General features: G+C 69.4%; 10 protein-coding genes and 1 tRNA gene. 5 read left to right on the top strand and 6 right to left on the bottom strand.

Features of this window, described 5'->3' with window-relative positions; genetic code table 11:
* The first annotated feature begins 127 nt into the window (after nucleotides 1–127).
* Together AC07EJ_RS39840 and AC07EJ_RS39835 are read left to right on the top strand one after the other, a co-directional pair.
* A complete protein-coding gene (locus AC07EJ_RS39840) occupies nucleotides 128–1,348 on the top strand; it encodes an acetyl-CoA C-acetyltransferase (protein WP_389477582.1) in 1,221 nt (406 codons plus the stop codon).
* A gap of 253 nt (nucleotides 1,349–1,601) precedes the next feature.
* Nucleotides 1,602–2,420 (top strand): hypothetical protein, encoded by an 819-nt coding sequence (locus AC07EJ_RS39835; RefSeq protein WP_362898388.1) that lies wholly within the window; start codon nucleotides 1,602–1,604, stop codon nucleotides 2,418–2,420.
* Nucleotides 2,421–2,513: 93 nt separating this feature from the next.
* Here AC07EJ_RS39835 and AC07EJ_RS39830 read toward each other — a convergent pair whose 3' ends face one another.
* Nucleotides 2,514–2,825, bottom strand: a complete 312-nt coding sequence (locus tag AC07EJ_RS39830; RefSeq protein ID WP_389477585.1) for a hypothetical protein — start codon at nucleotides 2,823–2,825, stop codon at nucleotides 2,514–2,516.
* A 102-nt stretch (nucleotides 2,826–2,927) separates the two neighbouring features.
* Between AC07EJ_RS39830 and AC07EJ_RS39825 the strand changes: the two genes are divergently transcribed.
* The gene (locus tag AC07EJ_RS39825) at nucleotides 2,928–3,158 is read left to right on the top strand and encodes a DUF4287 domain-containing protein (RefSeq protein ID WP_206302112.1); all 231 of its coding nucleotides are present in this window, start codon (nucleotides 2,928–2,930) and stop codon (nucleotides 3,156–3,158) included.
* A 118-nt stretch (nucleotides 3,159–3,276) separates the two neighbouring features.
* On the opposite strand, the gene AC07EJ_RS39820 is transcribed toward AC07EJ_RS39825, so the two are convergent.
* The 3 genes from AC07EJ_RS39820 to AC07EJ_RS39810 form a co-directional block, all read right to left on the bottom strand.
* A complete protein-coding gene (locus tag AC07EJ_RS39820; protein ID WP_389477587.1) occupies nucleotides 3,277–4,164 on the bottom strand; it encodes a Bax inhibitor-1/YccA family protein in 888 nt (295 codons plus the stop codon).
* Between the two features lie 176 nt (nucleotides 4,165–4,340).
* Nucleotides 4,341–5,516 carry a 4-hydroxybenzoate 3-monooxygenase gene (locus AC07EJ_RS39815; RefSeq protein ID WP_389477589.1) on the bottom strand — a complete coding sequence of 392 codons (1,176 nt, stop codon included), beginning with the start codon at nucleotides 5,514–5,516 and terminating at the stop codon, nucleotides 4,341–4,343.
* Between the two features lie 238 nt (nucleotides 5,517–5,754).
* Nucleotides 5,755–5,838, bottom strand: a tRNA-Leu gene (locus AC07EJ_RS39810).
* A gap of 391 nt (nucleotides 5,839–6,229) precedes the next feature.
* On the opposite strand from AC07EJ_RS39810, the gene AC07EJ_RS39805 reads away from it, so the two are divergent.
* A complete protein-coding gene (locus tag AC07EJ_RS39805) occupies nucleotides 6,230–7,000 on the top strand; it encodes an ABC transporter ATP-binding protein (RefSeq protein WP_389477591.1) in 771 nt (256 codons plus the stop codon).
* Between the two features lie 72 nt (nucleotides 7,001–7,072).
* The gene (locus AC07EJ_RS39800) at nucleotides 7,073–9,613 is read left to right on the top strand and encodes an ABC transporter permease (protein WP_478886089.1); all 2,541 of its coding nucleotides are present in this window, start codon (nucleotides 7,073–7,075) and stop codon (nucleotides 9,611–9,613) included.
* A 62-nt stretch (nucleotides 9,614–9,675) separates the two neighbouring features.
* On the opposite strand, the gene AC07EJ_RS39795 is transcribed toward AC07EJ_RS39800, so the two are convergent.
* Together AC07EJ_RS39795 and AC07EJ_RS39790 are read right to left on the bottom strand one after the other, a co-directional pair.
* A complete protein-coding gene (locus AC07EJ_RS39795) occupies nucleotides 9,676–10,974 on the bottom strand; it encodes a class I SAM-dependent methyltransferase (RefSeq protein ID WP_393586833.1) in 1,299 nt (432 codons plus the stop codon).
* 277 nt (nucleotides 10,975–11,251) lie between these two features.
* Complete coding sequence (locus AC07EJ_RS39790; RefSeq protein ID WP_389477597.1) at nucleotides 11,252–12,646, bottom strand: NAD(P)/FAD-dependent oxidoreductase; 1,395 nt, start codon at nucleotides 12,644–12,646, stop codon at nucleotides 11,252–11,254.
* Between the last annotated feature and the right edge of the window lie 616 nt (nucleotides 12,647–13,262).

Raw genomic sequence — 13,262 nt, 5'->3', positions numbered from 1 at the left:
GAAAAATGCGTCAGGCATCACATGCGCACACCGGTGACCTGGACGGTACGTACAGGTAACTTCCCTCACGGTCCTGCCTTTAGCTCGTAGGCGAACAGCCCGTACGCGTAGACCTCTTGGAGCCTTGATGCCCGAAGCCGTGATCGTCTCGACCGCCCGCTCCCCCATCGGCCGCGCGTTCAAGGGGTCCCTCAAGGACCTGCGCCCGGACGATCTGACCGCCACGATCATCCAGGCCGCGCTGGCCAAGGTCCCTGAGCTCGACCCGCGGGACATCGACGACCTGATGCTCGGCTGCGGTCTGCCCGGCGGCGAGCAGGGCCACAACCTGGGCCGCATCGTGGCCGTGCAGATGGGCATGGACCACCTGCCGGGATGTACGGTCACCCGCTACTGCTCCTCGTCACTGCAGACCAGCCGCATGGCGCTGCACGCCATCAAGGCCGGCGAGGGCGACGTCTTCATCTCGGCCGGTGTCGAGATGGTGTCGCGCTTCGTGAAGGGCAACTCGGACTCGCTGCCGGACACGCACAACCCGCTGTTCGCCGAGGCGGAGGCCCGTACGGTCGCCGTCGCCGAGTCCGAGGGCGCCTCGTGGCACGACCCGCGCGAGGACGGCCTCGTCCCGGACGCGTACATCGCGATGGGCCAGACCGCCGAGAACCTGGCGCGGACGAAGGGCGTCACGCGCGCGGACATGGACGCGTTCGGTGTGCGTTCGCAGAACCTGGCCGAGCAGGCCATCAAGAACGGCTTCTGGGAGCGGGAGATCACCCCGGTCACCACCCCCGACGGCACGGTCGTCTCGCAGGACGACGGCCCGCGCGCGGGTGTCACGCTGGAGGGCGTCTCGGGCCTGAAGCCGGTGTTCCGCCCCGACGGCCTGGTCACGGCGGCCAACTGCTGCCCGCTCAACGACGGCGCCGCGGCCCTCGTGATCATGTCCGACACGAAGGCCCGCGAGCTCGGTCTGACGCCGCTCGCCCGCATCGTCTCCACCGGCGTCTCGGGCCTGTCCCCCGAGATCATGGGCCTCGGCCCGGTCGAGGCGTCGAAGCAGGCGCTGAAGCGCGCCGGGCTCGGCATCGGCGACATCGACCTGGTCGAGATCAACGAGGCGTTCGCCGCGCAGGTCATCCCCTCCGCGCGTGACCTCGGCATCGACGAGGACAAGCTGAACATCAACGGTGGCGCGATCGCCGTGGGTCACCCCTTCGGCATGACGGGCGCCCGCATCACCGGCACCCTGATCAACAGCCTCCAGTTCCACGACAAGCAGTTCGGTCTGGAGACCATGTGCGTCGGCGGCGGCCAGGGCATGGCGATGGTCATCGAGCGCCTCAGCTGAACCTGGTGACCTGAGGGGCGGGGTTGCGCCTCTGCTGAATCGTGATCCAATCTCCCCCAGGATGTGACGTATCTCCTGGGGGAAACGGTTTACGCAGGTCAGCAGGGCCCCCAGGGCATAACACCCCTAAACACCCGGCCAAAAGAACTGTCCATTTCGTGACGTAATGCACTGACAGCGGGATGGTCCAGGCTTCAAGCTGATGTAGGAAGTCGGGGGTCGACTTGAAACCGGGAGTACGTCAGTGAGCGCCATGCCTCTTGCTCTGCTCATCACCACGGCCGCCGCCACGGCCGTGGGCGCCGCTGCCCTGCACACCGTCCACGGACTGCGCAGGCAGATCACCGAACTACGGGACGAGCTCGCCCATGACCGCGCCATCGGCGCCGGTCGTGGCGTGCCCGCCGCGCGCACCACGCCCGACACCGAAGAGATACGTGCGGCCGTCGCCGACGCCCTCGCGGAGGAGCGGGAGCGCGAGCTCGCCGAGGCGCGCGCCTTCTGGGCCGCGCAGGAGGCGCGGGACGCTTCCGACGCGCCGTCCATGCTCGGCGGCGCGCTGGGTCTCGGTGACGATCTGTTCATGCCGCGCCAGGCCGATTTCGCGGGCCTGGAGCCGGGTCTCGCGGCGGGCCTCGAGCCCGTGGTGGAGCCGGCCGACGCGGGCGCCGACGAGTTCTCCGGGGAGTCCGCGGAGCTCGCGGCCGCCCGTCGCCGTCACCCCTCGCACCCCGACTTCGTGCCGGTGCAGTCGCCCGTCTCGGGCGGGAGCAGCAACCACGAGCGGACGGTGGCGTGCCTGGAGGAGCTGGCCGAGGCCCGCACCGCCCTGGCCGATGTGCGCCCGGGGCCGCTCGGCACGCTCGACGTGTACGTCTTCGTGGACGGCACGACGCTCTGCATGACCCCCGGCCACCGCGAGACCGCGGAGCAGCTGGCCGCGGCGCTGCGCGAGGGCGAGAGCCCCGTGCTGCTGGGCGGCTCGGGCGTCTCGGGCGCGTACGCGCTCACGTTCACCTGCGGCCGCGAGAACGTCTACATCCTGGCCGACCGGGTCATAGCCTCCGTCTGAGCGCCCCCGCTCGGCCTCCAGCCCCACACATCGAGAACGCAGCACGTCGAGATCGCACATCGAGAACGCATGACGAGAACGCGCCGGGTCGGCTCACACCCCGGCGCGTTTTTGTGCCTCCTCGACAAGCGCGAGCGCCTCGGCCAGCTGGGCGGGTTCCTGAAGGACGACGGACAGATCGCGCGCGGCGACGGTGATCTGGTCGGACCCGGCGAACATCCCGGCGTCCGGCATCTCCCGTACGGGTCCCTCCGGGTCCTCCAGGCGCTGCGCCCAGGCGGACAGTTCCCTGGCGAGGGCGAGCGCCTCGGCGGCGGCCCCCCGCTGGAGCCTGCTCTGCGGGGCGGCGCGCAGCCGGTCGGCGAATCGGTCCACTGCGTCCGTCAACGGCGTCGTATCGAGCATGCCGCGACCCTATGCGCCTTCCCTCGACTGTTGCCAACAACCGAACGCTCAGGCACGGTGGCCTGAAGGACCGGCTACATCGCAACGCGTCCGGAGGCGCCGATGTCCCAAGTGTTCTCGCAGGAGACCCACCAGAATCTGCTGGCTCGCATCCCCCACTGCACCGGTCGTGAGATCTCCGACTGGTTGCGCACCGTCGAGGAAGGCCCCTGCTTCCTCCGTTTCGAAGACAAGGTCAGCTGGCTGCGCGGGGAGCACCACCTCGCGTACGGCCATGCCAAGGCGATCATCCACGAGTACGACCTGCGGCGGGCCGCCCGCCGCCTGGGCTGAGCGTTCCACCCCCGACCCATCCGTCCCCAAGACAGCCGCACCTATGAAAAGGGCCCGCACACCGTCGGTGCGCGGGCCCTTCTGCAGCTGACGGCCTGACGGCCTGACAGCCAAGTGATCAGTCGTTGCCCTGCAGGATCGCGATGAGGCGCAGGAACTCGAGGTAGATCCAGACCAGCGTCATCGTGAGGCCGAAGGCCGCGAGCCAGGCCTCCTCGCGCGGGGCGCCGTACGCGATGCCGTCCTCGACCTGCTTGAAGTCGAGGGCGAGGAAGCACGCGCCGAGCAGCACGCCGATGATGCCGAAGACGATGCCGAGGCCGCCGCTGCGGAAGCCGAGGCCGTCACCGCCGCCGAAGACGGCGAACAGCAGGTTCACCGCCATGAGCAGGATGAAGCCCATGGCCGCGGCCATCACGAAGCCGTAGAAGCGGCGGTTGACGCGGATCCAGCCGGCCTTGTACGCGACGAGGACGGCCACGAAGACCGCCATCGTGCCGAGCACGGCCTGCATGGCCGCGCCGCTCGCGATGTGGTTGTCGACGATGCTCGACAGGACGCCGAGGAAGACACCCTCGAGCGCCGCGTACGCGAGGATCAGCGGCGGGGACGCCTTGCGCTTGAACGACTGGACGAAGCCGAGCACCATCGCGACGAGGCCTGCGCCGATCGCGATGCCGTACGACTTGTTGATGTTCGCGGCGTCGACCGGCAGCAGCGCCCACGCGAGCGCGGCCGTCACGACGAGGACGCCGAGCGTGGTGGCCGTGCGCATGACGACGTCGTCCATCGTCATGCGGCCGGTGGTGGCCGGGGCCTGCGGCGGAGCGCCGTGCTGCAGGTCCTGCTGGGCGTAGGGGTTCTGCGCGTACGGGTTGTTGCCGGCGTAGGGGTTGCCCTGGGTGCCGACTGCGGGTCCCCCGGCCTGCGGCTGCGCGTTGAAGCCCGCGTAGCCGTTGTCGCGGCTGAACCCCCGTCGCGAGAAGACCGGGTTACTGCTCCTCATCTCACTCCTCCATAGCCACCCTGCGCGGCCTTGGCTCAAGGGTAATAGGCAGGCAAAGACCCCAGCCTAGTGCTCAGGGAGGATCTTTCCCATCCTGTTACCCGCAACGTCCGGGGCATGCCCGGTGTTCCTCCGAACGAGCGCCGGTCGGTCGCGTCTCGTGCAGTCATGCGGGCTCAGTCGAGCGGGAAGCCCGTGTAGCCCTCGGCGAGGTCGGTGCCGGCGGCGCGTGAGGCCGTGATCCGGTCGAGGCGGGCACGCTGGATGCGGTCGTCGAAGGGCGTCGCGTCGGGCGCGCGGTGCAGCATCGTCGTCATCGCGTACGAGAACCGCTCGGCCTGCCAGACACGGCGCAGGCAGGTCTGCGAGTAGGCGTCGAGGCGCTCGGTGGAGCCGGTCTCGCGGGAGTGGGTCAGGGCGCGGGCGAAGGTGACGACGTCGCCGACGGCGAGGTTGAGGCCCTTGGCGCCGGTCGGCGGGACGATGTGGGCGGCGTCCCCGGCGAGGAAGAGGCGTCCGTGGCGCATCGGCTCGTGGACGTAACTCCTCATCGGGGTGACGGACTTGGAGGTGATGGTGCCGCGCTCCAGCCGCCAGCCGTCCGAGGTCTCCAGGCGGCGGTCGAGTTCGTCCCAGATCTCCTCGTCGCTCCAGTCCTGGGCGTTCACCGCCTCGGGGACCTGGAGGTAGGCGCGGGTTATGGACGGGGACCTCATGGAGAGGAGGGCGAAGCCGCGGTCGTGGCGGGCGTAGACCAACTCGTCGTGGGACGGGGCGACATCGGCGAGGATGCCGAGCCAGCCGAAGGGGTACGTGCGCTCGAAGACCTGGGAGACGTCTGCGGGTACGGCCTTGCGGCCCACGCCCCACGAGCCGTCGCAGGCGACGACGTAGTCGCAGTCGAGGACGTCCTCGCGGCCCTCGTGGCGGAAGCGGACTCCGGGGCGCTCGGTCTCGGCACCCTCGACGGCCAGCGCCTGCGCCTCGAAGAGGAGCGGGCCTCCCTCTGCGAGCTGGAGGGCGATGAGGTCCTTGCACACCTCGGTCTGGGCGTAGACCATCACGGACCTGCCGCCGGTCAGGGCGGGGAAGTCGACGCGGTGGCGGCGCTTGTCGAAGCGCAGCTCGATGCCGTCGTGCGGCAGGCCCTCACGGTCCATGCGTTCCGCCGCGCCGGCCGCGCGCAGTACGTCGACGGTGCCCTGCTCCAGGATCCCGGCGCGCTGGCGCTGTTCGACGTACGCGCGGTCGCGGCTCTCCAGGACGACGCAGTCGATTCCGGCGTTGTGCAGGAGCCGGGCGAGGAGCAGTCCGGCAGGGCCCGCTCCGATGATGCCGACGGTGGTGCGCATGGATACCTTCTTTTTCGCTCAGCCTTGTTCGCGTGGTGAACTTTCGTTCATAATGTGCTCAGCGGAGTCTCCGCCCGACCCGGACCGCTGTCAACGGTCCCGGGACACGGAAAACGGCACCGCGGGCTCTTGGGGCACGAAAAACGCCGCGGCGATCGGATTCGATCGACACGCGGCGACAGGAGACGGCGAAGCCGGAGCGGAGAGGCGAAGAGAAGGGGGGAGGGGAAGTGGGAGGTGCCCGGAACCGGACTTGAACCGGTACGCCCGCGAAGGGGCAGCGAGGTTTAAGCTCGCCGTGTCTGCATTCCACCATCCGGGCAGGCCGTGGGCTCCGCAACGAGGTCCTGAGCCTATCGGGACAGATCCCCCGAACAGCGGAACGCCCGCTCGATGTTGTCTTATTTTATTGACGTCTGAGGGTGCATCAGACCACGGTAGCCGTCATCCGCACATGCCGCAGGCGCTTTCACGTCCGTCGGCGCCCCCTCCCCCGTCACTACGGATTGACGGGATTTCACCTCCCGAAGTGATCTTCGCTCTCAGGGTCGCGGGTCATCCCCAGGTATGACCCGGGCGTCTTCGGTCCCCCCGAAGTCGCCCCCAGGAACCGGAACTGCGGCTGACTTCACGGCCCGATACGGCCACGACGATGGAGGGGTCCCTCCAACGGGACCCCGTCCCCACCCGTCGTCCGACAGGAGCACCCTTCCGTGACCACCACTCCCATCGCCGGCAAGGCCACCGCAGTGGCCGCGCGCGCCACGGATCTGTCCAAGGTCTACGGACAGGGCGAGACCCAGGTGGTCGCGCTCGACCGGGTCTCCGTCGACTTCCGACAGGCCGAGTTCACCGCGATCATGGGCCCCTCCGGGTCCGGCAAGTCGACCCTGATGCACTGCGTCGCCGGCCTCGACAACTTCTCGTCGGGCTCCGTCCGGATCGGCGACACCGAGCTGGGCACCCTGAAGGACAAGCAGCTCACCAAGCTCCGCCGGGACAAGATCGGCTTCATCTTCCAGGCGTTCAACCTGCTGCCCACCCTGACGGCCCTGGAGAACATCACGCTCCCCATGGACATCGCGGGCCGCAAGGCGGACAAGCAGTGGCTGGAGAACGTGATCACGATGGTGGGCCTGGCGGACCGGCTCGGCCACCGGCCCTCGCAGCTCTCCGGCGGCCAGCAGCAGCGCGTGGCCGTCGCCCGCGCCCTGGCCTCCCGGCCCGAGATCATCTTCGGTGACGAGCCGACCGGAAACCTGGACTCGCGCTCCGGCGCCGAGGTCCTCGGCTTCCTGCGCAACTCCGTGCGCGAGCTGGGCCAGACCGTCGTCATGGTCACCCACGACCCGGTCGCCGCGGCGTACGCGGACCGCGTGATCTTCCTCGCGGACGGCCGCGTCGTCGACGAGGTGTACGGCCCGACGGCCGACTCGGTCCTGGACCGGATGAAGCAGTTCGACGCCAAGGGCCGTACCAGCTGACGCCCGCCCGCACAGCCGCCGCCCCGCCGCCGCCTCGACGCCTCGTCGCCGTACCCCTGGACTGAGTAACCCATGTTCCGTACCGCCTTGCGCAATGTGTTCGCGCACAAGGCCAGGCTCCTGATGACCGTGCTCGCCGTCATGCTCGGCGTCGCCTTCGTCTCCGGCACCCTGGTCTTCACCAACACCATCTCCGACGCCTTCCAGAAGAGCTCCGCCAAGGGCTTCGACCAGGTCGACGTCGCCATCACGCCCAAGAGCGCCGAGTCGAAGGGCGACAAGGTCGCCAAGGACCCCAAGCTCACGCAGGCCACCCTCGACCGGGCCGCGAGGACGCCGGGCGCCGCGTCCGCGATCGGCGTCGTCAGCGGCTTCGCGGCCGTCGCCGACAAGGACGGCAAGCTCGTCGGGAACGGCTTCTCCACCCAGGGCGCCAACTACTGGGGCTCCCCCGAGAACACGGACCCGCGCTACCCCCTCAAGAGCGGCAGGGCGCCCAGCGGCAAGGACGAGGTCGCGCTCGACTCGCAGACCGCGAAGCGCGCGGGCTACAAGGTCGGCGACACCGTACGGATGTCCATCGACGGGCCCGTCCTGACGCCCACCGTCACCGGCATCTTCACCACCGAGGACGGCAACGTCGCGGCTGGCGGCAGCCTCGCCCTGTTCGACACGGCGACCGCGCAGCAGCTCCTGCACAAGCAGGGCTCGTACGACGAGATCGACGTGAAGGCCGCCGCCGGCACCAGCCAGACCGCCCTGCGCAGCGCGCTCGACAAGGCCCTGCCGAAGGGGCAGGCCGAGACCACGACCGGCAAGCAGCTCGCCGACGACCAGGCCGAGCAGATCTCGTCCAGCATGGGCTCGATGAAGTCGAGCCTGCTGGTCTTCGCCGGTATCGCGCTGTTCGTCGGCGTCTTCATCATCGCCAACACGTTCACGATGCTCGTCGCCCAGCGCACCAAGGAACTCGCGCTCATGCGGGCCGTCGGCGCCTCGCGCAGGCAGGTCACGCGCTCCGTGCTCGCGGAGGCGTTCGTCGTCGGCGTGGTCGCGGCCGTCACCGGTCTGGCGGCGGGCATCGGCATCGGCGCCGGGATGCGCTCCCTGATGGGCGCGACCGACGCGCAGATCCCCGACGGGCCGCTCGTGGTCTCGCCCGGCACGATCGCCACGTCCCTCGCCGTCGGTGTCGTCATCACGATGCTGGCCGCGTGGCTGCCGGGCCGCCGCGCCGCGAAGATCCCGCCGGTCGCGGCGATGAGCAGCGTGCACGCCACGGCGACCACCCGCTCCCTCGTCGTACGGAACACGGTCGGCGCGCTGTTCGCGGCGGCCGGCATCGCCTCCTCGCTGTACGCGACGACGATGAGCGACGGCACGTCGGCGCAGGCCCCCCTGGGCCTCGGCGCGGGCCTCCTCGTGATCGGTGTCTTCGTCCTCACCCCGCTGCTCTCCCGCCCGCTGATCGCGGCCGCGGGGCCGGTCCTGCGCGTCTTCGGGATCTCCGGGAAGCTGGCCCGGCAGAACGCCGTCCGCAACCCGCGCCGCACCGCCGCGACCGCCTCCGCCCTGATGATCGGCCTCACGCTGATCACCGGCATGACGGTCATCGCGGGCAGCGCCCAGCAGGCCATCGACAAGATGGCGTCGTCCGCCCTCAAGGCCGACTACGTCGTCTCCATGGCGAACATGAACTCCCTGTCCCCCGAGGTCGCCGGCAAGCTCGCGAAGGTCGACGGCGTCACCGCCACCAGCGGCCTGGGCAACTCGCCCTCGCGCATCGACGGACAGACCGAGTTCCTGACCGGCGTGAACGGCGCGACCATCGGTTCCCTGACCGACCTCAAGGTCGACAACGGCACCTTCCGGATCGGCGGCCGTGACGTCGTCGTGGACGACAAGACCGCGAAGGACCACGGCTGGCGCACCGGCTCGACGTTCACCACGAACTTCGAGGACGGCAAGAAGCAGCAGCTGACCGTCGCCGGGGTCTACGAGGGCAACGACATGATGCGCGGCATCATGCTGGACTCCGCCGTCCTGACCCCGCACGTCGCGGACCCCTCCGACATGCAGGTCATGGTGAAGACCGACGGCGGCACGTCCGCCGCCGCAAAGGACCGCATCGCGAAGGCGCTCGGCGACAACCCGGCGATCCTCGTCCAGGACAAGCAGGACATCTCAAACGCGATCTCGAAGATGTTCACGCTGATGCTGAACATGCTCTACGGCCTGCTGGCCATGGCGGTCGTCGTCGCCGTCCTCGGCGTCATCAACACCCTCGCCATGTCGGTCTTCGAGCGCTCGCAGGAGATCGGCATGCTGCGGGCGATCGGCCTCGACCGCAAGGGCATCAAGCGCATGGTGCGCCTGGAGTCGCTGGTGATCTCGCTGTTCGGCGGGGTGCTCGGCGTCGGCCTCGGCGTGTTCTTCGGCTGGGCGGCGGGCAAGCTGATGGCGACGTCCCTGACGACGTACGAGCTGGTCCTGCCCTGGGGCCGGATCGGGATCTTCCTCGCGCTGGCCGCCCTCGTCGGCATCCTGGCGGCCCTGTGGCCGGCCCGCCGCGCGGCGCGCCTGAACATGCTCGCGGCCATCAAGTCCGAGTAACGAAACGGCGGATGGGGCGCACCGGCCGAGTGCCGGTGCGCCCCATCCGTGTGTCCGGGCCGTCAGTTCCAGGTACGCGCCCTCAGGGGCGTACCTGGCTCGCCCGACAGGGGCGTCTTCACGGCGAGGATCTGGTTCACGCCGATCTTGTTGCGCTCGAAGCTCAGCGCGGACGCGGCCATGTAGAGACGCCAGATACGGGCCCGGCCGGGGCTCGTCAGTTTCACGGCCGCGGGCCAGTGGGCCTCCAGGTTGGCGACCCAGCGGCGCAGCGTGAGCGCGTAGTGCTCCCGGATCGCCTCCAGGTCCCTGACCTCGAACCCAGCCTGCTCCAGGAGCCCGGTGGTCGTGCCGACCGGCGCGAGCTCCCCGTCCGGGAAGACGTAGGCGTCGATGAACTCGTCGACCTCGTACGTCGACTCGTCCTTCTGGGGGCGCCGCGCGATCTGGTGGTTGAGGAGCCTGCCGCCCGGCTTGAGGAGGGCGTAGAGCGCCTCGGCGTACTCCAGGTACCGCTCGGAGCCGACGTGTTCGGCCATACCGATGGACGAGATCGCGTCGAAGGGGCCGTCACGCACGTCGCGGTAGTCCTGGACCCGGATCTCCACCCGGTCGGTGAGCCCTTCCTCCGCGACCCTCTTACGGGCGTACGCGGCCTGCTCCTGCGAGAGCGTCACGCCGACGACGCCGACGCCGTACTCGCGGGCGGCGTGGATGGCCATGGAGCCCCAGCCGCAGCCGACGTCGAGCAGGCGCTGACCGGGCGCCAGGCCGAGCTTGCGGGAGATGAGTTCGAGCTTGTCGCGCTGGGCGTCCTCGAGGGTGCCGTCCGGCGAGTCCCAGTACGCGCACGAGTAGACCATCGAGGGGCCGAGGACCAGCTCGTAGAAGTCGTTGCCGACGTCGTAGTGGTGGCTGATGGCCCGTCGGTCGCTGCCCTTGGTGTGCAGATGGAGGCGGCCGCGCCTGCGCATCTCCTCGCCGGGCGGGGCGGGCGGCAGGAAGGGCCCGGCGAGCTTGACCAGCTCGGCGGCGGCGGCCCTGACCCGGGGCTCCTTCAGGGCCTCGACGAGGCTCCTGCTGTCGTCCTCGGGGCGCTCCCAGATGAGCCCGGCCATCCGGCCGAGGGCGTCGTACAGATCGCCCTCCACGTCCAGGTCACCGGCCACCCAGGCACGGGCCAGGCCGAGTTCCCCCGGCTTCCACAACAGACGGCGCAGGGCACGGCGGTTGCGTACGACGAGAGTGGGTCCGTCGGGCGGCCCGGCCTCCGAACCGTCCCAGGCGCGAAGCCTTACGGGAAGCGGTACTCCGAGTAGCTGTTCGGCGAGGTTCTTCAGCCGCTGTGCGGCGTCCTGCATGGCGCACACCTCCGTAATGGGAGACGATCCCGGAATCGTCCAACACCACGTAAACACCAACGGGGCGCTCTCGCAGTCCCGTTACTGCGTTACGGATCGGCAAAATACGTGTAGCAGGCACGTATATCGGCGGGTCAGGGCGCGGTCCGGGCGGTTCGGGGAACGCCGAAGGGGCCGTTCAGGAACACCGAAGGGGCGGTTCCGGGAACGCCGAAGGGGCGCTCGCACCACGGATGGCGAGCGCCCCTTCAGGGGTGTTACTGGACCGGGGTCGAGGTCAGGAGGCCTTGGCCTTCTCCTCGACCTTCGGCGCCTCGGCGGCCGGCTTGGGCGCCGGAGCCGGCTTGGCGGCCTCGTAGAACTCCTCGCGGGGAGACTCAAGGGCACCGAGCGCGGTGATGTCGCGCTTCTGGAACATGTTGAGCGTCCACTCGGCGATCACGCGGGTCTTGCGGTTCCAGGTCGGCATGGCGAGCCCGTGGTAGCCACGGTGCATGTACCAGGCGAGACGGCCCTTGAGCTTGATCTTCATCTTGCCCATGACGATCATCGCGACGCCCTTGTGCAGGCCGAGACCCGCGACAGCACCCTTGTTGGCGTGCTTGTACTCCTTCTGCGGGAAGCCCCGCATGCCGGAGACCACGTTGTCGCCGAGGACGACGGCCTGGCGCATGGCGTGCTGGGCGTTCGGCGGGCACCAGGCGTTCGGGTTGCCCCCGGCGCGGCCGACGAGGTCCGGCACCTGGGCGTTGTCGCCCGCGGCCCAGATGTAGTCCGTGCCCTGCACCTGGAGGGTGGCGGCGGTGTCCACGTGGCCGCGGGGGCCGAGCGGGAGACCGAAGCGCGCGAGGGCCGGGTTCGGCTTGACGCCGGCGGTCCACACGACGGTGTTGGAGTCGACCTCGAGGCCGTTGCTGAGCACGACGTGACCGTCGACGCAGGACGGCATCGTGGTGCCGAGGTAGATCTCGATACCGCGGGACTCGAGGTGCTTCTTGCCGTACTGGCCGAGCTCCGGGCCCACCTCGGGCAGCACCTTGTCGGCGGCGTCGACGAGCACGAAGCGCATGTCCTCGCGCTTCACGTTCTTGTAGAACTTGGCCGCGTCGCGCGCCAGGTCCTCGACCTCACCGATCGTCTCGGCGCCCGCGAAGCCACCGCCGACGAACACGAAGGTGAGCGCCTTGCGGCGGATCTCCTCGTCGTTCGTGGACTCGGCCTTGTCGAGCTGCTCGAGCACGTGGTTGCGCAGGCCGATGGCCTCCTCGACGCCCTTCATACCGATACCGACCTCGGCGAGGCCCGGCGTCGGGAAGGTGCGGGAGACCGCGCCGAGCGCGATCACCAGGTAGTCGAAGGGAACCTCGTACGCCTCGCCTACGAGCGGGGCGACCGTGGCGACCTTGCGGTCCTGGTCGATGGTGGTGACCCGGCCGGTGAGAATCTCGGCTCCGGGCACAGCGCGTCGCAGCGGGACGACGACGTTGCGCGGCGAGATGCTGCCGGCGGCGGTTTCAGGGAGGAAGGGCTGGTAAGTCATGTACGAGCGCGGGTCCACGACCGTGACGGTCGCTTCCGCATAACGCATCTTCTTGAGAATGCGTCGTGCTGCGTACAGGCCTACGTACCCACCGCCTACTACGAGGATCCTGGGACGCTCCGTGGTGCTCATGCCATCGAGTATCCACCTGTCCCGAGGGGGTCGCTCGTGCGCCCCTTCACAAGCACAGGTGGGGCCTCTGCTACACTTCGCCGCCCACGTGACGGAGGTCATGACCCCGGCGGGGAACCACCGTATAACTCCGGTCGTTCCGCACCCCTGTTGAGCTGCCGCTCCGGGCATTCGGCGGGGGTGGACCACTCGTCCGGTTCATCTGCCCGTAACAAGCCTGGAACGCCCCGCGCGTCGACCGCCAGGGCCCCAGGACCCCCTTCCGCGGGCCATCCGACCCGGAACCTCGCCAAACGGGGCCCAATTCCTTGTGAAGAACTTCACGAACTTTCCCGACGGGGTGTCGCCAGAGCGTGTCGCCCCCCTCCTCGACCCCGCTCAGACGACGCCCTGAATGCTCACCGGAGTCGCCGTCAGGCGTTACCGACACGTCAGAAGGGGGGCCGGGGAGGGGACAGGAAGGGGGCAGGAAGCGGCCGGGAAGGGGCCAGGAGCGGGCAGGACGGGCTAGGCGATCGACCAGGCGATGCCGTCGAGCATGTCCGCTGTATGGGCAGTCGGCTCATGCTCGCTGGGATCGCCTGGTACTACCGCGCTCGCTGTGCTCTTGTCGTCG

It is taken from the genome of Streptomyces sp. NPDC045026 (assembly GCF_056432625.1).
This window is presented reverse-complemented; position numbering and strand designations above follow the sequence as displayed.